General features: G+C 70.8%; 23 protein-coding genes. 10 read left to right on the top strand and 13 right to left on the bottom strand.

The window, feature by feature from the left end; translation table 11 throughout:
- The first annotated feature begins 522 nt into the window (after positions 1-522).
- From ACTJI8_RS19425 to ACTJI8_RS19400, 6 genes are read left to right on the top strand one after another with little or no spacing between them, the layout of a single operon-like run.
- Entirely contained in the window at positions 523-1,041 is a 519-nt protein-coding gene (locus tag ACTJI8_RS19425) for a hypothetical protein (RefSeq protein ID WP_440735077.1), read from the top strand.
- 24 nt (positions 1,042-1,065) lie between these two features.
- The gene (locus ACTJI8_RS19420; protein WP_440735076.1) at positions 1,066-1,527 is read left to right on the top strand and encodes a diacylglycerol/lipid kinase family protein; all 462 of its coding nucleotides are present in this window, start codon (positions 1,066-1,068) and stop codon (positions 1,525-1,527) included.
- A 28-nt stretch (positions 1,528-1,555) separates the two neighbouring features.
- A complete protein-coding gene (locus ACTJI8_RS19415) occupies positions 1,556-2,257 on the top strand; it encodes a GAF and ANTAR domain-containing protein (protein WP_440735075.1) in 702 nt (233 codons plus the stop codon).
- A gap of 37 nt (positions 2,258-2,294) precedes the next feature.
- Complete coding sequence (locus ACTJI8_RS19410) at positions 2,295-3,074, top strand: GAF and ANTAR domain-containing protein (protein ID WP_440735074.1); 780 nt, start codon at positions 2,295-2,297, stop codon at positions 3,072-3,074.
- A 54-nt stretch (positions 3,075-3,128) separates the two neighbouring features.
- Positions 3,129-4,220: a fatty acid desaturase family protein gene (locus ACTJI8_RS19405; RefSeq protein ID WP_440735073.1), complete on the top strand. Its 1,092-nt coding sequence runs from the start codon at positions 3,129-3,131 to the stop codon at positions 4,218-4,220.
- Positions 4,217-4,381, top strand: coding sequence for a hypothetical protein (locus ACTJI8_RS19400; RefSeq protein ID WP_440735072.1), 165 nt, complete (start codon positions 4,217-4,219; stop codon positions 4,379-4,381). The genes ACTJI8_RS19405 and ACTJI8_RS19400 overlap by 4 nt, the downstream gene beginning before the upstream one ends.
- Before the next feature lie 198 nt (positions 4,382-4,579).
- Here the strand turns inward: ACTJI8_RS19400 and ACTJI8_RS19395 are convergent, their stop codons facing one another.
- Positions 4,580-5,374, bottom strand: a complete 795-nt coding sequence (locus ACTJI8_RS19395; RefSeq protein WP_440735071.1) for an MBL fold metallo-hydrolase — start codon at positions 5,372-5,374, stop codon at positions 4,580-4,582.
- 422 nt (positions 5,375-5,796) lie between these two features.
- On the opposite strand from ACTJI8_RS19395, the gene ACTJI8_RS19390 reads away from it, so the two are divergent.
- From ACTJI8_RS19390 to hrpB, 3 genes are all read left to right on the top strand, one after another.
- Positions 5,797-6,225 carry a MarR family winged helix-turn-helix transcriptional regulator gene (locus tag ACTJI8_RS19390; RefSeq protein ID WP_440735070.1) on the top strand — a complete coding sequence of 143 codons (429 nt, stop codon included), beginning with the start codon at positions 5,797-5,799 and terminating at the stop codon, positions 6,223-6,225.
- Positions 6,226-6,424: 199 nt separating this feature from the next.
- Complete coding sequence (locus ACTJI8_RS19385) at positions 6,425-7,771, top strand: DUF222 domain-containing protein (protein WP_440735069.1); 1,347 nt, start codon at positions 6,425-6,427, stop codon at positions 7,769-7,771.
- A 30-nt stretch (positions 7,772-7,801) separates the two neighbouring features.
- A complete protein-coding gene (gene hrpB, locus ACTJI8_RS19380; protein ID WP_440735068.1) occupies positions 7,802-10,405 on the top strand; it encodes an ATP-dependent helicase HrpB in 2,604 nt (867 codons plus the stop codon).
- Here hrpB and ACTJI8_RS19375 read toward each other — a convergent pair.
- The 9 genes from ACTJI8_RS19375 to mmuM all read right to left on the bottom strand — a co-directional run bounded on the left by ACTJI8_RS19375 (position 10,402) and on the right by mmuM (position 21,047).
- The gene (locus tag ACTJI8_RS19375) at positions 10,402-11,136 is read right to left on the bottom strand and encodes an ABC transporter permease (RefSeq protein WP_440735067.1); all 735 of its coding nucleotides are present in this window, start codon (positions 11,134-11,136) and stop codon (positions 10,402-10,404) included. The two genes, hrpB and ACTJI8_RS19375, sit on opposite strands and share 4 nt — an antisense overlap.
- On the bottom strand, positions 11,133-11,906 hold the full coding sequence (locus ACTJI8_RS19370; RefSeq protein ID WP_440735066.1) for an ABC transporter ATP-binding protein: 774 nt from the start codon (positions 11,904-11,906) through the stop codon (positions 11,133-11,135). Before ACTJI8_RS19370 ends, ACTJI8_RS19375 begins: the two co-directional genes overlap by 4 nt.
- A 173-nt stretch (positions 11,907-12,079) precedes the next feature.
- Complete coding sequence (locus ACTJI8_RS19365; RefSeq protein ID WP_440735065.1) at positions 12,080-12,667, bottom strand: TetR/AcrR family transcriptional regulator; 588 nt, start codon at positions 12,665-12,667, stop codon at positions 12,080-12,082.
- A gap of 54 nt (positions 12,668-12,721) precedes the next feature.
- Positions 12,722-14,224, bottom strand: a complete 1,503-nt coding sequence (locus ACTJI8_RS19360; protein ID WP_440735064.1) for an L-serine ammonia-lyase, iron-sulfur-dependent, subunit alpha — start codon at positions 14,222-14,224, stop codon at positions 12,722-12,724.
- Positions 14,221-15,789 carry a sensor histidine kinase gene (locus ACTJI8_RS19355; protein ID WP_440735063.1) on the bottom strand — a complete coding sequence of 523 codons (1,569 nt, stop codon included), beginning with the start codon at positions 15,787-15,789 and terminating at the stop codon, positions 14,221-14,223. The genes ACTJI8_RS19360 and ACTJI8_RS19355 overlap by 4 nt, the downstream gene beginning before the upstream one ends.
- Complete coding sequence (locus tag ACTJI8_RS19350) at positions 15,786-16,649, bottom strand: response regulator transcription factor (RefSeq protein WP_440735062.1); 864 nt, start codon at positions 16,647-16,649, stop codon at positions 15,786-15,788. The genes ACTJI8_RS19355 and ACTJI8_RS19350 overlap by 4 nt, the downstream gene beginning before the upstream one ends.
- A 26-nt stretch (positions 16,650-16,675) precedes the next feature.
- Positions 16,676-18,760: a glycosyltransferase family 39 protein gene (locus ACTJI8_RS19345; protein WP_440735061.1), complete on the bottom strand. Its 2,085-nt coding sequence runs from the start codon at positions 18,758-18,760 to the stop codon at positions 16,676-16,678.
- Complete coding sequence (locus ACTJI8_RS19340) at positions 18,757-20,034, bottom strand: glycosyltransferase (protein ID WP_440735060.1); 1,278 nt, start codon at positions 20,032-20,034, stop codon at positions 18,757-18,759. The genes ACTJI8_RS19345 and ACTJI8_RS19340 overlap by 4 nt, the downstream gene beginning before the upstream one ends.
- A 56-nt stretch (positions 20,035-20,090) precedes the next feature.
- Entirely contained in the window at positions 20,091-21,047 is a 957-nt protein-coding gene (gene mmuM, locus ACTJI8_RS19335) for a homocysteine S-methyltransferase (RefSeq protein ID WP_440735059.1), read from the bottom strand.
- A gap of 62 nt (positions 21,048-21,109) precedes the next feature.
- Between mmuM and ACTJI8_RS19330 the strand changes: the two genes are divergently transcribed.
- Positions 21,110-21,919: an IclR family transcriptional regulator gene (locus tag ACTJI8_RS19330; RefSeq protein ID WP_440735058.1), complete on the top strand. Its 810-nt coding sequence runs from the start codon at positions 21,110-21,112 to the stop codon at positions 21,917-21,919.
- Here ACTJI8_RS19330 and ACTJI8_RS19325 read toward each other — a convergent pair.
- The 3 genes from ACTJI8_RS19325 to ACTJI8_RS19315 all read right to left on the bottom strand — a co-directional run bounded on the left by ACTJI8_RS19325 (position 21,913) and on the right by ACTJI8_RS19315 (position 25,384).
- Complete coding sequence (locus tag ACTJI8_RS19325) at positions 21,913-22,662, bottom strand: IclR family transcriptional regulator domain-containing protein (RefSeq protein WP_440735057.1); 750 nt, start codon at positions 22,660-22,662, stop codon at positions 21,913-21,915. The genes ACTJI8_RS19330 and ACTJI8_RS19325 overlap by 7 nt on opposite strands.
- Before the next feature lie 74 nt (positions 22,663-22,736).
- Complete coding sequence (alr, locus tag ACTJI8_RS19320; RefSeq protein WP_440735056.1) at positions 22,737-23,864, bottom strand: alanine racemase; 1,128 nt, start codon at positions 23,862-23,864, stop codon at positions 22,737-22,739.
- Positions 23,861-25,384, bottom strand: coding sequence for an amino acid permease (locus ACTJI8_RS19315; RefSeq protein ID WP_440735055.1), 1,524 nt, complete (start codon positions 25,382-25,384; stop codon positions 23,861-23,863). Before ACTJI8_RS19315 ends, alr begins: the two co-directional genes overlap by 4 nt.
- Positions 25,385-25,563: the final 179 nt, after the last annotated feature.

Raw genomic sequence — 25,563 nt, 5'->3', positions numbered from 1 at the left:
GTGGCCTCGTTTTCACACGTCGCAATGGCCTACTTTTCGAACGTCGTCGACAGTCAGGATTCGACTCGGCCCGTGCTCGGACGCTCCAGAGCGACAACTAAAGCTGCCGAGGTTCCCAGACACTCGCGTGGTCTCTCGCACTCAGCGCGGACCAGGCAACGACGCCGCTCTCTCACACGCATTCAAGGACGTCCACCGCACCACCATGCGTCGTTGCACGCCCGCACGATGAACGCCCCGCCGAACAGGAGCTCAGCCCTGCGTCCCCGGCCCAAGATGGTCGAACTCCTGTCCGGAGTCTACGCGCACTTCACGCGAGAGGGGGCCCGCTCCCGATTCTCCCGTGCGGTTCGCCCCGTGACTCCGTGTCGAAATCGAACCGGAACGGCATCGTGGTCAGCAGCTCGATCCGATCCGGGGTCTCGGCCTCCGCGTTTCTCGGAACCGGTCACGACGTATGCCCGACGCGCAGGGCGATCCGCGCCTGTGAGTCCGCACATGTTGGGGGCGTAACGTCCGGTTATGAACGCACAACTGAAGAACGCGGAGCTGAGCTCCGAACTGCTGGGTCTGAGATCGGTTCTGATCGGGTCGCTCCCCGCGACGCTGATGACGAAGGACGCTCCGGACCGCTACACCGTGGAAGCGGTGTTCACGCGCAAGACGGATCGCGACGAGGTCGCCGCGATCCAGGGCAACGAGATGCGTGCCCGCCTGTCCGCAAAGGGATACTCGACCGTCGAACTGCACGTCGCCGACCGTCGCCTGGAGATCGCGAACACCAACCTGGAGGAGCTCCGCGATGGACTCGGGAGCATCATCGCCGAGCTCCTGGCCGAGATCAGTGCCTCCCTGCAGGCCGAGCGCGAAGTCGCCGCCGGTCGTTTCCAGGACGCCTCCGATCGGGAGCAGGCGCGCGCGGCCGACGTCGCGGCGCTGGCCGAGTCGGTGACCTTCACCCGTCGTCCGGCTGTCGACGTCTTGGACGACGAGTCGCGCATCGAGGACTGGGTCGAAGAAGGCGGTGCCGTCCGCGCGTAGGGACGACACCTACGAAGAGGGCGTATGGATGACATCCGCGCGCGTCCGCGCGGCGACACAGCAATGCGGGGTGCAGCTCTCCGGCCCACGCAGGACGATGCGTCCCTCGACAGCCGTTCCTCGGCTCTCGGATCGGGGCGAAAGCACGCGGCGGTGGTCTTCAACCCGGTGAGAGTCGCGATAGACCAGCTCCGCGATGCCGTCGCCGAACACGAGAACCGACTCGGCTGGGGGGAGAGCCGTTGGCACAAGACCAGCAGTGAAGACGCGGGACGATCGGCTGCGGAGCGCGCACTCGCGAACGATCCCGACGTGGTCATCGCCGCGGGTGGCGACGGCACGGTCCACGCTGTCGCAGAGGTGATGCAGGGAACCGGAATCGCGATGGCGCTCGATGCGGAGATGGCCGAGAACACGAGCGCGGCCACGAAGGCGCGACTCGGCTGGTTCGACTCGCGTTCCAGGGCATCGCGCACAGCGTGCTGACTCCCTCGAGAGCGATGGCGAGCGGTTCATGACGGACGCGTTCCATGCGGGGAGCGGCGCTCCCCCGGCGGGTATCCCCGAGTGGGAGTGGGGTGATGACCTCTGTGCGCCCTTCGTTGAGCTGCTGCCGGTCTCCGGTGCATCGATCTCCGTGCTTCGCCGTGACGGCGATGCGACGACAGTGTGCACGAGCGATGCCCTTGCGCAACGTCTCGATGCCATGCAATTCGCCCTCGGTGAGGGTCCGCGCTGGGTCGTGGCGCGCACGGCGAAGCCATCCTTGAGCGCGGACGTCGCACGGGAGAGCCACCCGGACTGGCCTGTCTTCGGCGCCGGCCTCCCGACGCTCGGCGTCGGCGCGTTATTCGCCTTCCCGATTCTGAGTGGCCCGGTGCTGCTGGGCGTCGTCGACCTGTATCGACGGACACCAGGGGTGCTCGATCGCGATGCGACAGCTCGGGCGCTCTCCCTCGCGAGACGGGTCGCGGCCCCGGCGGTGCGGGAGGCGATGCGCGCCGCCGCCGATGAAGGGAGCCCGGAGGCGAAGCGGCATAGCCTGCGCCGCGAGGTGCATCAGGCGGTCGGCATGGTCTTCGTCCAACTGGACGTGACCACGGCCGAGGCTCTCGAGCTCCTGCGGGCGTACGCGTTCTCGACGGGGCGTCCGCTCGAGGACGTCGCCCTCGACGTCGTCGACCGGGCGCTCGACTTCCGCGATCTGCCCGGCTGATCCCCGGCATACCATGTCAGACAAGGAAGGGCGGCACATGACCAGCGCATCCAGAGAGCACCGTCTCAACGCCGCCTTCGTGATGGTCGCCGACTCGCTCACCGATGACTACGACGTCGTCGACCTGCTCCACACGCTCGTCAGCGAGTGCACGGAGATCGTGAACGTGCAGGCGGGCGGGCTCCTGCTCCTCGATGCCGACGGGGAGCTCCAGGTGGTCGCCTCGACCACGGAGAGCGCCGAACTCGTCGAGGTCCTGCAGCTCGCCGCCGGAGCCGGCCCGTGTCTGGACTGTTTCGCGACGGGCGAGCAGGTCTCGGTGCCCGATGTCGCCGCGGCCGCCCGATGGCCTGCGTTCCAGGAGGAGGCGCTGCGGCGCGGCTTCCGTTCCGTGCACGCGATCCCCCTGCGGCTGCGCGGAGACACGATCGGGACGATGAACCTCTTCGGCACGTCGGTCGGCGCGTTGAGCGCCCGTGACGCGAGCGCGGCCCAAGCGCTCGCGGATGTCGCCACCATCAGCATCCTGCAGCAACGCATCTCCGCGCACGCGCAGCTCATCGCTGAACAGCTGCAGAGGGCTCTCGACAGCCGGGTCCTCATCGAGCAGGCCAAGGGGGCGGTCGCCCAGGTCAACGGCACGTCCATGGACGAGTCCTTCACACTGCTGCGACGCTACGCCCGCGATCGGAACCTTTCGCTCCACGCCCTCGCGGAGGCGATCGCGAACCGTTCCCTCCCGATCTCGGCCCTGACGACATCGCACGAGGACGAGCGTGTGAGCTCTCGACGACCCGCCGCGCGCAAACAGGAGTAGCCTGGGAAGCAGATCCGCTCGAGACCCCGGCGCGACGCCGAGAGGAGCGGGATCATGACAGTCCGGAACGCCGGTCGCCCCGCATCGAGCGTGGGCCCGGTTCGCCAGGCCGGCAACAGCGACTACACCGATCTGGCGCGAATGGTGAAGTCCGCGGGGCTGATGCGCCGCAGATACGGCTACTACTGGACGAAGCTGGTCTGCGTGCCCGTGGTGGTCGCCGCGGCCGTCGTGCTGTTCATCGTGATCGGCGACACCTGGTGGCAGATGTTCACCGGAGTGCTCTTCGCCGTCCTCTTCACACAGATCGCCTTCCTCGGGCACGATGCCGCGCATCGCCAGATCTTCCGCTCCGGTCGCTGGAACGACTGGGTCAGCCTCATCCTCGGAGACCTGTTCGTCGGAATGAGCTACGGATGGTGGCAGCACAAGCACACCCGGCACCACGCCAACCCGAACATGATCGGATCCGACCCCGACATCGATCTTCCCGTGATCGCCTTCACCCCGGAACAGGCCGCGAGGGAGCGGCCGCCGTTCGCGCGCTGGGTCATCTCCCACCAGGGTGTGTTCTTCTACCCCGTCCTGCTGCTCGAAGGGGTGTCCTTGCATGCCTCGAGCGTGTACCGCGTCTTCCATCGGGAACCGCTCGCGCGGCGCCCGGTCGAGATCGCCCTTCTGTTGATCCGGATCCTGGGATACCTCGCGCTCGTCTTCCTCGTGCTCTCTCCGGACAAGGGCGCCGTGTTCCTCGCCGTGCAACTCGGAGTGTTCGGGTTCTACATGGGCGTCTCGTTCGCCCCGAACCACAAGGGCATGCCGCTCGTGCCGCATGACATGCGTCTCGACTTCCTCCGTCGTCAGGTGATGATGAGTCGGGACATCCGCGGGAACTGGTTCGTCGATGTCGCGATGGGCGGGCTGAACTATCAGATCGAGCACCACCTGTTCCCCTCGATGGCCCGGCCCTATCTGAAGCATGCCGCGCCGATCATCGCCGCGTACTGCCGCGGCCACGACGTCCCGTACGTGCAGACGGGACTCTGGGCCTCCTACGGGATCGTCCTGCGTTACATCAACCGGGTGGGCCTCGGGGAGCACGATCCGTTCGCCTGTCCTCTCCTGGAAATGAGGCAGAGCATATGACCGTCATCATCCTCCTCGCCGTGATCTGGGCGATCGTCGCAATCGTCGGGTTCGCGTTCAAGGGGCTCCTGTGGCTTGCCATCGTCGGCATCGTCCTCTTCGTCGGCACCGCGACCATCGGCATCACCCGTCGAGTGATCAACCGCAGCCAGAGACGGTGACGGGACGCGGGATCTGGTCGAACCGGACATTCTGCGGACCAGAAGTCGTTCGCGGAGGCCTTGGCATAGGTGCGGGCGTGTCGTCGGAGCCATCTCCATGGCGGAACCCGACGCGGACTTCTCCTGCATCCGCTATCCGTCTCCGTGGCCTGCCATGACAACGAGATGCCCTGGCACGCAAGACAGTCCGCCATGCAGTCAGATCGCGACGAACCGCCGCGCGCCGTCTGTCACCACGATGCGTCCGAAGCGCATCCCGGGAAGGTGCGCCGCGACGAGCAGATCGCCGGTGACGGCGGCGTCGTCGGCGAAGCGATTGCGGACCGCGGAGGCCGCCTGAGGGTCGACATCCCAGACGACGGTCCAGTCGGGTTCGCCGAACTGCACCGGCGAATGGACCACGTCGCCGAGCAGCACCGCCCGCTCGGAACCGGACGAGAGCACGAAGACCGTGGTGCCTGGCGTGTGCCCGGCGGCCCAGCGGGCATCGATGCCGGGAGCAACGACATGGTCGCCGTCGAAGAGCTCGAGCTGCTTCCCGAGCGGCGTCAGTTTCTGTGCGGCTGCGCCGACCGCGTGCGCACCTGCGACGAAATGCTCCCAGTCGGCGGCGTGCGCGCGATAGGTCGCGTTCACGAATGCCACCCGGTCCTCGACGGTGGCCCAGCCGATGTGATCGAAGTGCAGGTGGGTGAAGAGGACGTCGGTGACGTCGGCCGGCGCGACCCCGTGACTGCGGAGCTGGACGAGCAGATCGCCGCCACGATAGCCGTCCGCGTCGACGGGGCCCACTCCGGCGTCCACGAGCACGACGCGATCACCGGTGCGGACCAGGAAACCTCCGACGGGAAACTCCCAATGTCCATCGGACCCGAACGATTCCGGGTGACAGCGCCAGGCATCGGGAATGCCGAAGCGAGAGATGATCTCGCTCGCGTCCTCCTGCCCGGTGCCGTCGAAGAGGGGCTCGATGTCGATGTCGCCGATACGCACCGAACCACGCTACCGGCGCCCATCGACACGCCGGCTTCATCGGCCGCAGGGAAGCACCACCCGTTGACGAGCAGGCACGGCCCGGCTGCTGCTGGTATGCGGCCTGAACCGCGCTCGAACGATATCGGCGCGCCGCCCCGCGGACAGCACGTCGGGCTCGGCGAGCGCCGACGGCTCGAGCACGGGCTCCGTCGACTCGGGTCGAGCAGTCACTTTATGAATCTGCCCAGACCGTGACCAAACCGTTGCATTCGTTACCCCGCCGTTATACAGTGATCGCACGGTGAAAGTTTGCTGTGGCTCTCATCGCATGTGATTGCAGGACACTCTTGGTGCAAGGGACAAAGGCCGGTCGGAAGCCTCTCCGACCGGCCTTTACTGCGCTCGCGCCGGACGTCCCCACCGGCGGATATCCTGAGGCGATGAGCGACCGGAAGCTGGCCCTGGCCGCGTGGGAGACCCTCTTCCGCGCCCAGCACGAGATCTTCACCGAGATGTCGACCGACTTCGAGGGCGCCGAGCTCTCGGCGGCCGAATACGACGTGCTGCTCACCGTCACCCGCTGCGCGTCGCACACGGCACGCCTGCGCGAGGTCACGGCGAACATGCTGATCAGCCAGCCCAGCGTCTCGCGCCTCGTCGACCGGATGGTCGCCCGCGGACTGCTCGAGAAGTGCCCGGATCCGGAGGACGGACGCGGATCCCTCGTGCACGCGACCGAGACGGGAAGGCGCGCCTTCCGCCAGCTGGCCACCGCGCACGGCCGTTCCATCGCCGAGCGCATGTCGACCCTGGACGACGAGGAACTGCGCACGCTGACGACGCTGGCAGAGAAGCTGCGCCAGCGCTGACACGGGCCCATTCCCGCACCGTTCCGTAGCCGCCGTGCGGACGGGCGCTTTGTGCCGAGCGCTCTCAGGATGCTGGGCGCACATGTTCGAATCTCACAAACTGTTCCGATCGGTCCACACAGCCTGAATCTTGACGAAGTTGTCCACAGCATTCGTAGATATGTTTGAATGTCGTGGGTTGTTGGCGTAGAATCAGAGCATGACCGAACACCTCCTCCCCTTGCACGAGGCGCTGCAGCGACTCGATGAAGAGTGGGCGGATGCCGACGATGCGGGCGGCCTGAACCGTCGCCAACTCGTCGCAGTGACGGAGGTGCTCGGGCTGCTGCATCGACGGGCAGACGCGATCTTCGCCGAGATCGCCGCCTGCGTCGCGCATGAATCCCGCACGGAACTCGGCGCGGACTCTCTGGCGAAGGAACAGGGATTCCGCAACGCCGCGCAGATGATCGCGACGACGACGGGCTCGACGAACTCGGATGCGTCGCGGCTGGTGAAGGTCGGGGTTGCGACGGCCCCGCGCACCAACCTGGTCGGCGAGCGGATTCCGGCCAAGTACCCGGCCGCGCAGCGTGCGCTCTCCTCCGGCGCTCTGGGCGCGCAAGCGGTCGCGGCGATCATCACGCTGCTGGATCGAGTGCGTCTGAAGATCGGCGCCACGCAGGTCGCGGAAGCCGAGGAACTGCTGGTGGAGAGAGCCGTGGGGCTGTCGCTCGATGATGTCCGCCGGCTGGTGACGCGAGCTGAGGCATGGCTGGATCCGGACGGGGTCGCCCCGAAGGAGCAGGAGCACCGTGAAGGCCGATCGTTGTCGATCTACGAACGCGACGGGCGGATCCACCTCGACGGAGACTTCGACGCCGCCACCGGCGCCCCGATCGTCGCCGCAGTGAACGGCTACGTGTCCGCGCTGTTCGCCGCGCAGCGGAACGCGCTCGCCCCTGACTCACCCGATGCCGGCCACCGCACCGTGGCCATGTTGCGCGCCGACGCACTCAGCGCGATCTGCGCGCACGCTCTCGGCTGCGAGAACGATGCGCCCGCCATGGCCGGCGCGACCGTCGTGGTGCGCGTCGACCTGAACGATCTCACCGACGGCACCGGCTACGCGACGATCGACGGATCCGACCTGCCGATCAGCGTCGCCACCGCCCGGCGGATGGCCGCCGGCGGCGGAGTCATCCCGAGCGTGCTCGACACCAACGGGGAACGGCTCGACTGGGGTCGCGAGCAGCGCTTCTTCACCCGGGCTCAGCGCATCGCCCTCGCCGAGCGCGATGGCGGCTGCGCGATGTGCGGGCTTCCGCCCAGCATGACCCGTGCGCACCACATCCGCTGGTGGAAACGCGACGCCGGGCCGACGGACCTGGCCAACGGGATCCTGCTCTGCGAAAGCTGCCACCATCGGATCCACGACAACGATTGGGACATCCGGATCGAGGGGAATGGAAGACACAGCCGAGTGTGGTTCCTCCCACCGCCGCACGTCGACCCCGCCCGCACGCCTCGGCTGGGTGGCAGGGCCCGGTACGACCTCACTGCCTGAGCGCCGCGCGTGGCACGGCAGACTGGACGAATGACCTCCGCCCCCTTCGACCTGCGTTCGATCGGCACGGGGCTATCCTTCGCCGCCGCGCTCGACGAGGTCGCCGCGGCGCTCGACGCCGGAACCGCGGTCGTCGTCAGCGCGCCGCCCGGAACCGGCAAGACCACGCTGATCCCTCCTCTGCTCGCCGCCCGCGCGTCGGGCCGTGTGATCGTCACGCAGCCGCGTCGCGTCGCGGCCCGTGCGGCCGCACGCCGGCTCGCGCAGCTCGACGGATCCCCGCTCGGCACCAGGGTCGGCTTCACCGTCCGAGGCGAACGCGCCGTGAGCCGCGACACCCGCGTCGAATTCGTGACCGCGGGCGTGCTGCTGCGTCGCATGCTCGACGATCCCGGCCTCGACGGCGTGGATGCGGTCGTCATCGACGAGGTGCATGAACGCGCCCTCGAGACGGACCTCCTGATCGGACTGCTCGGCGAGGTGCGCGAACTGCGTGACGACCTGACCCTCGTCGCGATGTCGGCGACGCTCGAGGCCGAGCGGATCTCCGCGGTCATCGGCGACGATCGCGCGCCGGCCACGGTCGTCGAGCACACGGTCCCCGCGCATCCGCTCACCGAGCGCTGGGCACCGAGCCCCGCGCCGCGGCTGGACGAGCGCGGCGTCACCTGGGGCTTCCTCGACCACGTGGCGCGGACCACGGCCGCGGCCGCGCGGGACCTCGCCCGCGACGACCCCTCGGCCGACGTACTGGTGTTCGCACCGGGGGCGCGCGAGGTCGCCGAGATCGCACGCCGCCTGCGTGACGACGGCCGAGAGTTCGACGTCCGCGAGCTGCACGGGCAGATCCCGGCGGCGGAGCAGGACGCGGTGATCCGCGGGCGCCGCGCATCCGACCCGCCGCGCATCATCGTCACCACCTCGCTCGCCGAGTCGTCGCTCACCGTGCCGGGCGTGCGCCTCGTGGTCGACAGCGGCCTGTCCCGGTTCCCGCAGCGCGACACGGCACGAGGTATGAGCGGACTGGTGACCGCCGGCGCCGCCCGCTCCTCCGCGGTGCAGCGCGCTGGACGCGCCACACGCCAGGGCCCTGGCACGGTCATCCGCTGCCTTGACGAGCGCACCTTCGCGGCAGCGCCGGCCCGGCTGGCGCCCGAGATCGCGACCGCGGACCTCGCCGACGCCGCACTGCTCCTGGCCTGCTGGGGCGCACCGGGCGGCACGGGGCTGCGGCTGATCGATCCACTCCCCGCCGACTCCCTCGCCGAGGCCCAGCGCGTGCTGCACGATCTCGGCGCGACCGATGCCGACGGCCGCGCGACCGCCGAAGGACGGGTGCTGGCCCGGATCCCGGTCGACCCCCGCCTCGCCCGCGCTCTGATCGAGGGCAGCCGACTCGTGGGCGCCCGGCTGGCCGCAGAGGTCGTCGCCCTGCTCGGCGGGGACCTGCGCGTGCCCGATGCGGACGTCGCCGGCGCGATCGTCGCCCTGCGGAACGGCCGAGCACCGGACGCCCGCCGCTGGGCACAGGAGGCCGAACGGCTGCGGCGCTTCATCCCGCCCCCGTCCCGATCACCGCAGTCGCCGCTGCCGCCGCAGCCGCCCGCCCAAGGCGGGGTCGATGAGGCGGGACTCGTGATCGCCCTCGCGTTCCCCGCGCGCGTGGCGCGGCGGGTCGAACGCACCGCGGACGGGGCGACGTTCCTGCTGGCCTCCGGGACCCGTGCCGGCGTACGGCCGCCGCTCGCGGACGTGGAATGGCTCGCCGTCGCCGACGTCGCGCGCGCCTCCGGGCGGGTGGCGGGCGCATCAGGGGCCGTGATCCGGGCCGCCGCCGCGATCACAGAGACGCAGGTGGAGCGGGCCGCCGATCATCTGATCACGGACCGGGTCGAGGCGCAGTTCGTGAACGGCAAGGTCGCCGCCCGGCGAGAACGCCGGGTGGGCGCGATCGTGCGCTCATCCGTGCCGATCCGGCCGAGCGCGCAGGAGGGCCATGACGCGGTGCGACGCGCCCTGCGCACGCACGGCCTCGACGTCTTCACCTGGACCGAGGGCGCGGATCAGCTGCGCCGCCGGATGGCCCTGTTGCAGCACGCACTCGGATCCGGATGGCCCGACGTCTCCGACGACGCACTGACCGCGGCGCTCGACGACTGGCTCGGCCCCGAGATCGACGCTCTCGCGACCGGAACCCCGACGGCGCGGATCGACCTCGCCCCGGCGCTGCGCCGGCTGCTGCCGTGGCCCGCCGCCGCGGAGTTCGACACGCTCGCGCCGGAGCGTCTGGAAGTGCCGAGCGGATCCCGGATCCGGATCGAGTATCCGCCCCATGACGACGCGACGGCCCGCCCGGTGGTCGCGGTGAAGCTGCAGGAGTGCTTCGGCTGGGCCGAGACTCCGCGGCTGGCCGGAGGGCGCGTCCCCGTGCTCTTCCACCTGCTCTCCCCCGCCGGGCGCCCGCTGGCCGTCACCGACGATCTCGCGTCGTTCTGGTCGGGTCCGTACGCCCAGGTGCGCGCCGAGATGCGCGGGCGCTATCCGAAGCACCCCTGGCCGGAGGATCCCTGGCAGGCCACGCCGACCCGGCACACGAAGAACCGGGCCGGGCGCGACCAGCCCGTGCGCGACTAGGAGGTGCGCCGGCGCAGCGTGAGCGGCGCGAGCACGAGGAACGCCACGGCGAAGCACGCCACGATCAGCACCGGACGCCACAAGTCCCAGTCACCGGTGCCCGCCGTCACCGCCTGGATCGCATCGATCGCGTGGCTGAGCGGCAGCCAGTCGGAGATGGCATACAGCACATCGGGCATCTTGTCGCGCGGCATGAACAGCCCGCCCAGGATGATCTGCGGGAACACCAGCAGCGGCATGAACTGCACCGCCTGGAACTCGGTCTGTGCGAACGCGCTCGCGAGCAGTCCGAGCGAGGTGCCCAGCACGGCGTCCACGACCGCGACCAGACCGAGCTGCCAGAGCGGCCCGTCCACGGTGAGCCCGCAGACGTACACCGCGAATGCGACCGTGACGACGGCCTGCAGCACCGCCATCAGCCCGAACGCGAGCGCGTACCCCAGCACGAAGTCGGCCTTGCCGAGCGGAGTGGTCATGAGTCGCTCGAGCGTCCCCGACCGCCGTTCGCGCAGGGTCGTGATCGAGCTCACGAGGAACATCACGATGAACGGGAACAGCGCCAGGATCGCGCCGCCGAACTTGTCGAACACGCCGCTCGAGTCCGTGAAGAGCCAGGCGAACAGCCCGACCAGCAGGCTCGGCGCGATCACCATGAGTGCGATCGAGCGTGGGTCGTGCCGCAGCTGCGTGAGCACCCGGCCCGCCGTCGCGAACAGCCGGCGCGGATTCATGATGCCGCCGCCTCACGCTGCTGCCGGCGGGTATGCGGCTGCGCACCGCTCTCCGCGGCCTCGTCCCGGGCGATGAGCACGAGGAACGCCTGCTCCGGATCGGTCTTGCCGGTGTCCGCCAGCAGCTCAGCCGGCGTCGTGTCGGACACGATCCGCCCCTCGCGCATGAGCAGCAGCCGGTCGCAGCGCAGCGCCTCGTCCATCACGTGGCTCGAGACGACCATCGTCGTGCCGGCCTCGGCGATCCTGCGGAACAGATCCCACAGCTCCGAACGCAGCACGGGGTCCAGGCCCACGGTCGGCTCGTCGAGCACCACGAGCTCGGGCGACCCCAGCAGCGCCACCCCGAGCGACACCCGGTTCGCCTGCCCGCCGCTGAGCGCCGACACCTGCTGCCCGGCATACGGCGTCAGCCCGACCTGCTCCATGACGCGGTCGGCGTCGGCGTGGCCGACCCCGAGAACGGCGGCGAAGTAGCGCAGATTCTGCCGCACCGTGAGGTCGGAGTACACGGCGGCGCCCTGGGTGCCATAGGCGACACGGTGGCGCAGCGCAGCGGATCCCGCGGGCAGGCCGAGCACCTCGACTTTCCCGGAGCGGATCCGCTGCACGCCCACGATCGCGCGCATGAGCGTCGTCTTGCCGCAGCCGGACGGGCCGAGCAGCCCCGTCACCTCGCCGCGGGGAATGGTCAGCGCGAGCCCGTCGAACACGTCGTGCCGGCCGCGCCGCACGTGCAGCCCGTCGATCACCACCGCGTTATTCATCATGTGATGAATTATGGATCCGCGCAGATCGGGGGTCAAGGGCCATGAGGTCGTCGAGCGAGGGCGGCGAGACGAAACGGAGTGCCCTGGCGAGGTGCCGGTCCGTGAGAGCACTCCGTTTCGTCTCGGTCGCGCTGCGCGCGTTCTCGCTCAACGACCAGACAAGGCCGGGCGCGTCAATCGAACAGGTAGCGCTGGATCGTCGGTCCGATGCGCGCGACGAGCTCGTCGATCGGGGCGTCGGCGATCGGCTGCAGCCTCACCACGTACCGCGTCACGATCAGCCCGGCCATCTGCGAGGCGACGAGCGTGGCCCGCAGCGCGGCATCGGGCACCTCGAGAAGCGCCGTGATCCGGCCGATCAGCTCACGCGCGAGGAAGCCGACCAGCACGGGCGACATCGCCTTGGATCCGAGCGCGACGCGGATCATCGTCACGCCGCGCCGGCGCACGTCCGGGCGCTCGAACGCCTCCAGCACGTAGCGCACCACGCGCTCGCCGACCTCGTCGCGGGGCCCCTGCACGATCGCCGGCACGTCCACATCGGGGCGCAGCGGGATGCCGACGACCTCCGCGAACAGATCCGCCTTGGTGCCGAAGTAGTGGTGCACCAGCGCCGAGTCCACCTCCGCGCGTCCCGCGATCGCGCGAATCGTGGCGCCGTCGTAGCCGTTCTCGCCGAACTCGTGCTCGGCGGCGGCGACGATCCGGCCCCGGGATCCGGATTCGCCCCGCGGGCGCCCGCGGCGACGCGTCGTGCTCATCTGCTCACCCTACGACGGGTGCGCCCAGGGCGCGCCCCGGCTGCAGAACTCGACTCAGCACTCGATGACGTTCACCGCGAGGCCGCCCTCGCTCGTCTCCTTATACTTCGTCGACATGTCCAGGCCCGTCTGGCGCATGGTCTCCACGACGGCGTCGAGCGAGACGTAGTGCTGACCGTCGCCGCGCAGCGCGAGCCGGGCCGCGGTCACGGCCGTGGAGGCCGCGATCGCGTTGCGCTCGATGCACGGGATCTGCACGAGTCCGCCGATCGGGTCGCAGGTGAGACCGAGGTGGTGCTCCATGGCGATCTCGGCGGCGTTCTCGATCTGCCGGTTCGTGCCGCCCATCACGGCGGTGAGCCCGCCGGCGGCCATCGCGCACGCGGATCCGACCTCGGCCTGGCAGCCGCCCTCGGCGCCGGAGATCGACGCGTTCGCCTTGAACAGCGATCCGAGCGCCGTCGCGGTGAGCAGGAACCGGCGGATGCCGCGCCGGCGGTTGGCCTCGGCGAGCTCCTCGGGGTCTTCGAGCGCGCCGACCGCGACGAGCGACGCTTCCGCGCCGAAGCCGAGCAGCGCGCTGCCGACCAGCTCCCCATACGGCGTGACGGCGTTGCCCGCGCCGAGACCGGAGTCGGCGAGGAAGCGCCACCAGTACATCGCCACGGCGGGAAGGATCCCCGCCGCGCCGTTGGTGGGGGCGGTGACCACCCGTCCGCCCGCGGCGTTCTCCTCGTTGACGGCGAGCGCGAACGCGCCCAACCACTCGCCGGGGATGGCGGGGTGACCATCTGACTCGACCTCGTCCAGCTGCTCGCGGATCGCACCGGCGCGACGCTTGACCTTGAGGATGCCGGGCAGCGTTCCCTCGGCGTGCAGGCCCGCATCGACGCAGGCGGACATGGCGTTCCAGATCGCGTCGAGCCCGGCCGCGACCTCCTCCTCGCTGCGCAGCGCCGTCTCGTTGAGCCGCGCGAGCTCTGCGATCGTCAGCCCGTTCTCGTCGCAGAGCTCGAGCAGCGAGGCGGCGTCGGCGTACCCGAAGGGGAAGGCCGCCTTCTCCAGGGAGCGGCCGGCCTCCTCCCCGTCGCGGCGGATGAAACCGCCGCCGATCGAGTAGTAGGTCTCCTGTGCGAGATGGATCCCGTCCGCGTCGAGGGCACGCAGGGTCATCGCGTTGGGGTGGCCGGGCAGGCGTGTGCGCGGTTCGAACGTGATGTCGTCCTTCTCGAAGACGATGTCGTGCGTGCCGTTCAGCGCGAGCGAGGATCCGTCGGGCCAATCGGCCCAGGCGCGGCGCACGTCCGCGGGATCGCAGGTCTCGGGGGTGAGGCCGCGCAAGCCCGCCACGACCGCGTCGGGCGTGCCGTGGCCGAGACCGGTGGCGCCGAGGGATCCGTAGAGCGAGCAGGTGACGCGGGCCACCTGCTCGAGAGTGCCGTTCGCGGCGAGCCGCGCGGCGAAGTCGACGCCGGCGCGCATCGGGCCCACGGTATGGGAGCTCGAAGGTCCTACACCGATGGAGAACAGATCGAAGGCCGAGACGTACGCAGTCACCCCTCCAGCGTAATCCGCCCCGAGCCTCCCGGATCCGCGTCCGGTCGCGCTGTCGGAAGCGTCACCACGAACGTCGCGCCAGGGCCCTCGCCGACCGCGATGGCCCCGCCGTGGGCCTCGACCACGGCCCGGGCGATCGCCATACCGAGACCGGTGCCGCCCCCCTCGCGCGAGCGCGAGGTCTCGCCCCGGGCGAAGCGCTCGAACACGGTCTCGCGCACCGCGTCGGGCAGGCCGGGTCCGTCGTCGGAGACGGTGAGACGAACCGAGCCGGCCGTCTCCCCGGTCCGCACCTCGTCCAGCCGCACGCGCACGGTCGTCCCGGCCGGGGTGTGCACCCGGGCGTTGCCGAGGAGGTTGTCCACGACCCGGCGCAGATCCGCCGCATCGCCGCGGACGAGTGCCGGATCCTCACCGAGCTCCAAGATCCAGGTGTGCTCGGAGCCCGCGAGGCGGGCGGCGAGCACCGCCTCGGCGACGAGCAGCCGCAGGTCGACCTCGTCGCGCGCCAGCTCGGGCAGCGCGTCGAGGCGCGCGAGCAGGAGCAGCTGGTCGATGAGCGCGCCCATCCGCACACCCTCGACATCGATGAGCGCCGCGTTGCCGCGGACCTCCCGTTCCTCGGCGTCGGACCGGCCGGAGAGCTGGGCGTACGCGCGGATCGTGGCGAGCGGGGTGCGCAGCTCGTGGCTGGCGTCCGCGACGAAGCGTCGCATCGTCGACTCACTCGCCTCGCGCTGCGCGAGGGCGTTCTCGACGTGATCGAGCATGTCGTTCAGAGCGGCGCCGACCTGGCCGACCTCGGCGGTCGAGGCGATGTCGCGCGCCTCGACGCGCTCGGCGAGCCGCACCTCTCCCCGATCGAGCGGCACCGCCGTGACCGCCGCCGCCGTGTGCGCGACGCGTCGCAGCGGACGCAGCGCTCGGCCCATCGCGACCGCCGCGGCCGCCATCGCGAGTACGAAGCAGGCGGCGCCCACCAGCACCACCACGAGCGTCAGTCGCCCGGTCACCGCCGTCACCGAGTCCAGCGGCAGCGCCGTGACGACGCCCACACCGCTGGGCGTCGTGCGCCCGGCCACGCGGTAATCGCCGAGCGAACTGCCGAGGTCGACCGTGACCGGCGCGGTGCGGTCCGCGGATCCGGTGGGCAGGCGCGCGGCGAGGAGCTTCTTCTGCGCGGCGGTGAGATCGTGCCGCACGCCGTCGGAGGCGATCCAGCCGCCGAGCTCGAACGCGCCATCGCGGAAGATCGCCGTGATCGTGCCCGCCGACTGGCCGGGCGCCCCGACCACGTCGTTGCGGCTGGGTCGCGGGGGCGGCGTGGGCGCCGGCGTGGCGCCAGGGCTGGTCTGAGGTGTCGTCCCGGGCGTCGAACCCGGCCCGCGGCCCCCGGCGATGTCGGCCCCGCGCGCGGCCGCGCCGTTCAGGCGGGCGTCCACCTGCCCCAGCATGTAGTCGTGCAACGACAGCACCGCGACCACACCGACGACGATGCTCACCGCCGCGACCAGGGCCGAGGCGATGAGCACCACCTGCAGGCGGAGGCTGCGAGGGCGTCTCATAAGCCTCCCCCGGAACCGGATTCAGAACCTGGTCCAGAGCCGGATCCGGATCCGGATCCGGATCCGTCGACCCGAACGGATCCACTGCCCGCACCGTCCGCGACGCGCAGCACGTAGCCGACCAGCCGCACCGTCTCCAGGCTCAGCGCCGTCGATGCCGCGAGCTTGCGGCGCAGACTCGACACGTACACCTCGACCAGGTTCGACTCGGTGCCGAAGTCGTAGCCCCAGACCGCCTCGAGGATCTGCGCACGGCGCAGCACGCGCCCGGCGTTGTTGGCGAGCAGGAGCAGCAGCTCGAACTCGGTCGGGGTGAGCTCGAGCGGCGATCCGGCGAGAACGGCCGTGGCCTCGCCCTTGTCCACCGCGAGGTCGCCGACCCGGAGCTGCGCCTCGGAGGGCCGCCCGATCGCCGCAGCGGTGCGGGCCAGCACCCGCACTCTCGCCTGCAGCTCGGCGATCGCGAAGGGCTTCGTGAGATAGTCGTCCCCGCCTGCGCGGAGCCCCGCGATGCGGTCGTCGTGGCTGTCCAGCGCGGTGAGGAACAGCACCCGGATCTCGGGCCGGATCGCACGGATCCGCTCCAGGGTGTCCAGCCCGTCGATGTCCGGCATCATGATGTCGAGCACGACCACGTCCGGCTGGAACTCGCGGACCGCGATCAACGCACTGCGTCCGCGGTGCTCCACCCGCACCTCCCAGCCGTCGGCGCCCAGCGACCCGCCGACCGCCGCGGCGAGCGCCTGCTCGTCGTCGACCACGAGCGCCCGCGCCGGAGTGCCATCGGCCCGCACGATCGGCGGCAGGCCGAGGGGCATCGAAGCCGCGGCGGCCTCGGGGTCGGTCGTGATGTCAGCCATGATCTGCTCCCCTCGCCCCTGCCGGTTCAATTCTGCGCCGTCAGGTTGTAGACCGTCACGCCGTCGACGGTCTTCGCCGTGAAGTTCGCCTCGACCCACTGCTGGATCTGGGACGACACGTCGCTGCCGCCGTTCGATCCTCCCATCCGCCCGCCGGCGATGAAGTAGTGGATCCGTCCCGATGCCACGTAGGCCTGGAACTGGGCGAGCGTCGGTGAGGGATCGCTGCCGTTGAAGCCGCCGATCGGCATCACGGCCGCACCCGTGCCCAGCTGGTACCCGGCCGCGGTCTGAGAGCCGATCGCCGCCGCGGCCCAGGTGTAACTCGAGGCGTCGACCGTGAGGAGCGTCTTCATGGCGGAGCTGACCGTGGAGGCCTCGAGCAGCCCGCCCGCGCCGCCCGCGCCGCGCCCACCCGCCGCTACGGCGCCGCCCTGTGCTCCCGTGCCTCCCGGCATTCCCGTGCCACCTTGCGTTCCCGTGCCGGTCTGGCCTCCGGGGAACCCGTTGCCACCGGGTGCGCGGCCTCCGAAGCCGCCGTTGCCACCCGGCGCACCACCGGTGAAGCCGCGCCCGCCGAATCCGCCCATGCCGCCCTGGACCGTCGGCCCCGCGGTCACGATCGAGCCGGAGTGGGCCGCGCCGACCGTTTCGATCGTGTACGCGGCAGGGGCGAGGAGTGCCCCCACGAGCAGCGCGGAGAGTGTCGCGGCGGTGAGGATCCGAGACCGCGGCGGGATGAGGGCGAGCAGCGCACCGGCCGCCGAGACGATCAGCACGACGACCTTCAGCCACGGCAGCCAGGAGACCGCGCGGTCCAGCAGCACCCAGGCCCAGGCGGCGGTGACGACCGCGGACACCGCGAGCAGGATGCGCACCCACAGCCGGCCCCGGTGCCGGAACAGGACGGCGCCGGATGCCCCGACGAGCCCGGCGAGCGGCGCGGCCAGCGCGACCGTGTAGTAGGCGTGGAAGATCCCGGCCATGAAGCTGAACGCGAGCATCGTGACGACGAGCCAGCTCGCGAACGCGACGATCAGGATGCGGCGAGGATCCCGACGGGGCGCCCGGCCGATGAGCACGAGGGCCCCGGCGCAGAGGATCAGGGCCGCGGGGATCAGCCAGGAGATCTGCCCGCCGATCTCGTTCTCGAAGAGGCGGAACAGGCCGGTGGATCCCCACATCCCGCCACCGCCGGCCGCGGCCGTGCCACCACCTCCGGTGACGCTTCCGGTCTCGTTCCCGGTGAGCCGGCCGAGGCCGTTGTAGCCGAAGGTGAGCTCCAGGAAGCTGTTCGTCTGCGAGCCCCCGATGTAGGGCCGTGCCGATGCCGGGACGAGCTCGACCACGGCGACCCACCAGCCCGCCGAGACGATCACGGCGCCCAGCGCGGCCAGCAGATGCCAGAGCCGCTTCAGGATCGGGACACCCGCGAACGCGGCGTACAGACCGGCGAGCACCGGCAGCACGAGGAACGCCTGCAGCTGCTTGGTCAAGAACCCGAAGCCGACCGCGACCCCGGCGAGCAGCAGCCAGCGCAGCCGATTCCGGTCGATCGCGCGCAGGGTCATCGCCACCGATGCGGTCAGCAGCAGCAGGAGCAGCGCATCCGGGTTGTTGAACCGGAACATGAGCGCGGCGACCGGGGTCAGCGCGAAGACGCCCGTCGACACCAGCGCCGCGGCCGCGCCGAACCGGCGCCGCACGGTGAACAGGATGATCGCGGCGGTCGCCACACCCATGAGCGCCTCGGGAACGAGGATGCTCCACGAGCTGAGCCCGAAGATCCTCGCCGACAGTTCCATCACCCACAGGCTCGCCGGCGGCTTGTCCACCGTGATGGAGTTGCCGGCATCGCTGGATCCGTAGAAGAACGCGACCCAGTTCTGCGTGCCGGCCTGCACGGCGGCGGAGTAGAACGCGTTGGCCCAGCCGCTCGAGGCGAGGTTCCAGACGTACAGGATCCCGGTCAGCAGAAGCGCGCCGGCATAGGCGGGCGCCTCCCAGCGGGATCGCCGGGTCGCGAGGACGGCGCTGTTCACCACAACCGGGTGCGATCCGGTCGGCGGGTGGGTGGGCAGAGCGGGCGCGACGGCCACGGATGCGTTCATGATCGGTTCGCCTCCTGAGCGAGAGTGGTGAGGTGGTGCCGGGTGGACAGCGGTTCGACGAGTTCGGCGGGTGCAGTGCCGGCGCGTCTGCGCGCCGGCTCGCGGAACACCCAGACCTTCAGCAGCGCGAATCGCAGCAGCGTGGCGACGAGGTTCGCGAGGGTGAGCACGCCCACCTCCGCGAAGGCGCCCGGATGCGGATCCGCCGAGTGCAGCAGGACGAGGGATCCGCTCGTGAGCGCCCAGGCCATCCCGAAGACCACGAGGCCCTGCAGATGATGCGTCGTGGCACCGGCTCTGCCGCGGATGCCGAAGGTGAAGCGGCGATTCGCGGCGGTATTGGCGATCGCGGTGACGAGCAGCGCCAGGAAGTTCGCGGTCTGCGCGGGCATCATCACCTGGAGAACCAGGTAGACCAACGCGTAGGCGATCGTGGAGAGCACTCCGATCACGCCGAAGCGCGAGACCTGGGCGATCAGGGGCGTCCGCGGCTGGGCGAACGGGTGCCGCCCGATTTCTCGATAGAGGTCGTCGACGGGGATCCGACCACGCGCGAGACCGGCGCCGACACGCACCATCCCCTTGAGGTCGGCGGTCGCGGTCGCGACGATGTCGACCGAGCTGTGCGGGTCGTCGATCCAATCGACGGGCACCTCGTGGATCCGCAGCCCCGCACGCTCCGCGAGGATCAGCAGCTCGGTGTCGAAGAACCAGCCGGTGTCCTCGACATACGGCAGCAGACGACGCGCGACATCGGCGCGGATCGCCTTGAACCCGCACTGTGCGTCACTGAACCGCACGCCGAACGTGCTGCGCAGCAGCGCGTTGTAGGAGCGCGAGACGAACTCGCGCTTGCCGCCGCGCACGATGCGTGACGCGATCGCCAGGCGGGATCCGATCGCGAGGTCGGAATGGCCGCTGAGCAGCGGGGCGACCAGCGGCAGCAGTGCGCGCAGATCGGTGGACAGGTCCTCGTCGAGGTAGACGAGCACCCGGGCCGGCGATGTCGACCAGGCCGCCTTGAGCGCGCGACCCCGTCCCTTCTCCGCCAGGTGCACCACCGCCACGCGATCGAGCCGCTCGGCCAGCCCATCGGCGATCGCCGCCGTACCGTCGGTGCTGGCGTTGTCGGCGATCGTGATCCGCCAGGAGCCCGGCGCCTCGGCGCTGAGGTGCTCGTGCAGCAGCGCGATGCTCTGCTCGAGCGTGTCCTGCTCGTTGTGCACGGGGACGACGAGGTCGAGGTCGAGGTCGAGAGTCGGATCCTGGGTCATGGGATCCATGCTCGACAGCGCCCCGGGACGAGCGCTTTGGCACCGCTATGGACGGGCTAAGGCTCGCGCAGCAGCCCGGGCGGCACGGCAGGGGGATCGCGTCGGTCGAGGCGCCGTGCCAGTGCAGCGATGTCGCCGGGGCCGTAGCCGCAGCAGCCGCCCACGTAGCGGGCGCCGGCGGCGATCCAGGCATCCACGAGGTCGAGGTCGAGGGGACGCGCCCGAGACCAGGTCTTCGTCGCGCTGTCCCACACGCCGCCGTGGTTCGGATATGCGACCGCCGGGAGCCCGGTCTGCCCCACCGCCGTCTCCACCGCGCCCAGCACGTCGTTCTCGTCCGAGCAGTTGACGCCCGCAGCGATCACCGTGCGCGAGCCGGCGAGCGCGGCATAGGCCTCGGCCAGCGGCTGCCCGGCGCAGGTATCGTCGCCGCGCACGGAGTAGCTGAACCAGGCCGGCACACCGAGGTCGTCGAGCAGCGCAGCGATCACCGCGGCTTCCTCGAGGTCAGGGATGGTCTCGACCGCGAACAGATCAGGACCGGCGGCGGCGAGCGCCTCGAGACGCGGACCATGGAAGTCACGCAACTGCCACGCGGCGACGCCGTACCGGCCCCGGTACTCGGAGCCGTCGCCGAGCACGGCGCCATAGGGGCCCACCGACGCCGCCACGAGCAGCCCCGGCCTGGAGACAGCGCACTCGTCTCGCGCCCCCCGCGCGATCGTCACCCCGCGCGCCATGAGCGCCCGAGCCTCGGCGGCATCCATACCGGCGGCGACGAAACCGCGTTCGCTCGCCTGGTAGGTCGCAGTCGTCGCGACCTGGGCTCCGGCCTCGAAGAACGCGCGGTGGGCGCGTGCGATGCGCTCCGGCTCATCGGCGAGCAGTCGCGCCGTCCACAGCGCACCGCCCACCTCGATCCCCTGCTGCTCGAGGGCGGTCGACATCCCGCCGTCCAGGATCGTGAGCGCGGCGAACTCGCTCTCGCGATCGACGTGCGTCGATTCGGTCATCGTCCCGCCCTTCCTCTGCTCGATCTGCCGGAGGGATCCCGGCGGTCGAGTACGCTCATGCCATGCCGTTCGCCGAGGATCTCGACCCGACCCGGACGAGCATGGGACGTGGCTTCGACGTGCTCTCCACGCTCGCCGCGTTGTCGGTCGACGACTCGGACGGCGTCTCCGTCCGCGACGTCGCGCTCGCCCTCGAACGGGAGCGCTCGCAGGTGTCGCGCACTCTGTCCGCCCTCGCCGACCGCGACCTCGTCGTGCGCGGTGAGGACCACCGCTACCGGCTGGCATGGAGCTGGTACGCCACCGCGCAGGACCTCACGGATCGCCGCTTGCGCACCGCGGGACTGCAGGTGCTCGACGAGCTCGCCGAGACCGTCGGCGAGGCCTGCTTCCTCGGCGTCCTGCAGGGCGACAGCACCTTGACCATCGTGGAGAGCATCCCCCGGGAGTCCGGGATGATCGGATCCTGGGTCGGCCGCGCCTATCCCGCCTTCTGCAGCGACGCCGGGCGTGCCGTGCTCTGGGACGCGTCCGACGAGGAGGTGCGTGCGGTCTTCGCCCGGACCGCGTTCACGAGTCCGGGACCGAACGCGCCGGCCTCCGCAGAGGATTTCCTCGACCGGCTGCGGGAGGCGCGCACCCTCGGGTACGCGCTCGTCGATCAGGAGGCCGAGCCCGGGCTGTACTCCGTCTCGGCCCCCGTCTGGGACTTCCGCGACGAGGTGGCCGCGGGTGTGCAGATCGTCGGGGAGCGAAGCACCCTGCAACCGCGCACCGCCCAGCTCGCGGAGGCGTGCGTCGCTGCAGCCGAGGCGCTGTCGGCCGCGCTCGGCGCGCCCGACGGACGCCGCAGAGACCGCGCCGCTCACTGACCGGTCGCCAGGGCGCTCAGTCGATCGCGCGCCGCCGCCAGCGCGGCGCGGGCCGTGCGAATCCGCCCGTCACTCCGCAGCGCACCGCTCAGGGCGATCGAGGCCACGATCTCCCCCCGCGCCCGGATCGGTAGGGCGATCTCCGTCACGCCTTCCGCGTACTCGTCCGCGGCCACGATGAGCCCGTCCGCGCGGTCGCGCTCCATGAGGTCGTGCACCTCGTCCGTCGTACGCGCGGCAGCCGGACCGCCGATGCCGACGAACCGCACCTCTCGCAGCCTCTCCCCCAGATCCGGCCGGGAATCGTCCCACAGCAGGGCCCTCCCGGCACCCGTGCACCAGATCGGCACGATCCCGTAGGGCGCGGCGGCGTCGGCCGAACCCACGCCGGTCGCGGAGCGCAGCAGCAGCGCTCGAGGACCGTCCGCGGCCACGAGCAGGGCCGTCATCCTCAGTGTCGAGGCCAGGATCCGCAGCTCGCTCCGGGCGGCACGCAGCCACGGCTGCTCGAGCGCGGCGGCCGTCCGGAAGTAGGCGTCGCCGGCGCTGAGCACACCGGCGTCGTCGCGTTCGAGGAAGTGCAGCGCCCGCAGCTCCGTGGTCAACCGGGACACGCGGCTCCGCTCGATGCCGGACGTGTCCGCGAGTCGGGAGGCGTTGTAGCCGGCCCGGCCGGAGCGCTCGCGCTCGACCGCGGATTCGAGCAGCGTCAGCCCCTGGGACAGCGACGAGGGAGCGGACATCCTGCTTCCCCCTTCGACCGGCAGCGTCCGGAGCGACCCGGATCCGGCCAGCCTACCCGGGGCCTTCGCGCCGCTCACGACGGCGTCCCGCTGCGCACGCGGCGGGGCAGCAGGCGACCCCACGCGGTGTAGAGGTCGGCGGCGATCTGGCCCGAGGCCTGTTCCAGATCCTGCATCGTGATCTCCTCGTCCCCCTGCGCGCCAGCGAGCACCACCTCGTCCCCGACCTGCACCCCGGGGTGGTCCGTGACATCGACGATGAGGGTGTTCATCGCGTGCCGGTCGACCACCGGCGCCCGTCGCCCGCCCACGAGCACCTCGGCACGACCGCCGAGCACGCGGTGGAAGCCATCGGCGTACCCGAGCGGGACGACGGCGAGGCGGGAGGTCCGCGCCGTCCGATGCGTCCGGTCGTAGCCGACGGTGCTGCCCGTCGGATAGACGTTGACGGCGGCGACCCGCGAGAGCAGACGCAGTGCCGGTCGCAGCAGGCCGGGCCGCGCCGAGGTGTCTCCGTAGAGCGCGGCCCCCACGCGCGCCCGATCGAACCTCGATGCCGGCACGGTCAGCGCCGCGAACGAGGTCGCGCAGTGCCGCTCGACGCGCCGGACCGTGTCCGGCCCGAGCAGAGCGACCGCCTCGGCGGACTGCGAACGGAAGGCCTCCGCGCCCTCGGCGACGTCGCGCTCATCCTCGCAGGGGAAGTGCGCGCAGACGCCGATCGGATGCAGGCCGGGCAGGGCGCCGATGGCACTCACCTCGTCGCGACCGCCCGCACGACCCAGGTCGACCCCGTCACGGCTGAGCCCGGTGGCGTTGATCGAGACGTGTGCTGGAATCCGGCGACCGATCATCCGTGCGGCCGCGTCGATCTCGCGGGCGTGGGCGAGGCCGCCCACCCACTCCTCGACGCGCGCCGAGGCCGCGTCCTCGATCTCCTCGCGCAACGCGGGGCGCACGCGCAGGATCCGGCCGCGGAATCCGAGCCGCCGCGCGCTGTGCGCCTCCTCGTTCGCGGTGACGCCGATCATGTCGACGCCCGCCGCCATGAGGACCGGGAGGACGAGATCGACGCCGTGGCCATACGCATCGGCCTTGACCACCCCGCACAGCGGCGTGGGGCCGAGCTCGTGCAGAACCGTCGCGACGTTGTACGCGATCGCGTCGACGTCGACCTCGATCCATCCCGGTCCGCGGGTCATCGCCCGATGCCTGCGATGGGCTCCTCGGCGGCCGGATCCTCGGCGCGGTCGACCGGCGCCTCCTCCGAGACGACCTCGACGCGTGCGGCGCCGCGCCGCCCGTACCGCCACCAGAAGTACAGGTAGCACAGGCCCACGAACGGCACGCCGAAGTACAGCGCGGCGACCTGGTTCGGGTCGAACGCGATCGCGATGACGGAGATCAGCAGCAGCACGAACGCGAGGATCGGCACCACCGGGTACAGCGGCGTGCGGTAGGGCAGCGTCGCCAGGTCGCCGCCCCCGCGCAGGAACGCCCTGCGGTGGAAGAACTGCGCCGCGACGATCGACATCCACACGGCCACGACCGCGAAGCCCGCGATCGACACGAGGACGAGGTAGACGGTCTCGGCGGCGATCACGCTGGACAGCAGCGAGACCAGTCCGAGAACCATGCTCACGCTGAGCGCGACGATCGGGATGCCGCGCCGGGTGAGCCGGGTGAACGCCTTCGGGGCGTGCCCCTCCTCCGCGAGCGAGAACAGCATGCGCGCGCACGAGAACAGCCCGCTGTTGCCCGCCGACAGCAGCGCCGTGATGATGACGAAGTTCATGATGTCGGGCGCGAACGGCACCCCGACGTACTGGAACACGTCGACGAACGGGCTGCTGGTCACGCCCGCCTTGTCGTAGGGCAGGATCGCGGCGATCACGGTGATGGATCCCACGAAGAGCACGAGCAGGCGCAGCACCGTGGAGCGCAGCGCGCGGGGGATGTTGCGGCCGGGATCCTTCGTCTCGCCCGCGGCGACGCCGATGAGCTCGGATCCGCTGAACGCGTAGAACACGGCGAGCGAGGTCATCAGCACGCCGCCGACGCCACCCGGGAAGAGTCCGTGGGGCGTGTCGAAGTTGCGGAACAGCAGCGCGGCCGGGTGCTCAGCCGACAGCGGCGTGAACCCGAAGATGGCGGCGGCGCCGAGCACGATGAGCACCACGATGGCGAGCACCTTGATGAGCGAGAACCAGAACTCGGTCTCGCCGAACACGCGGGCGGAGATCGCGTTGATCGTGAACAGCACGGCCGCGAAGATGAGGCACCAGACCCAGACCGGCACGGCCGGGAACCAGCGCTGCATGAGGATGCCCGCCGCCGTGAACTCGGAGCCGAGGGCGACCACCCAGCACAGCCAGTACAGCCAGGCGGTCGTGAAGCCCGTGGCCGGGCCGATCGAGCGGGAGGCGTAGATGTGGAACGCGCCGGACACCGGGTAGGCGGTGGCGAGCTCGCCCAGGCACGCCATCACGAGGTAGACCACGAACGCGCCGATCAGGTAGGCGATGATCGCACCGAGCGGACCGGCCTGGCTGATCGTGTAGCCCGAGCTGAGGAACAGGCCGGATCCGATCACACCGCCCAGAGCGATCATGATCAGGTGGCGCGCATCCATCGAACGCTGCAGTCGGCGCAGCGGTACCTGGGTCGCGGTGGTGCGGGGCAGGGCGTTGGGGAGTTCTTTCTCCCCGGGCAGTGGGCTCATGAGGTCTCGCATTCAAGGGTTCGGGTGGGGCTGAGACGAAAGGTTTCGTGCTATATCACCACAGCTGTGTGTCGATGTCGCACGAATTGTTTCGGGACATTACCCGGCGCCGCACCCCCGCACAAGCGCCGGCGCAGCGGAGACCGCCGCTTGCCGCAGGTCCGGACAGATCGTCGGAC

This window comes from Microbacterium sp. 22303 (genome assembly GCF_052045265.1).
Lineage (GTDB): Bacteria > Actinomycetota > Actinomycetes > Actinomycetales > Microbacteriaceae > Microbacterium.
The sequence above is the reverse complement of the archived record's forward strand: the minus strand, read 5'-3'. Positions and strand labels throughout refer to the sequence as shown.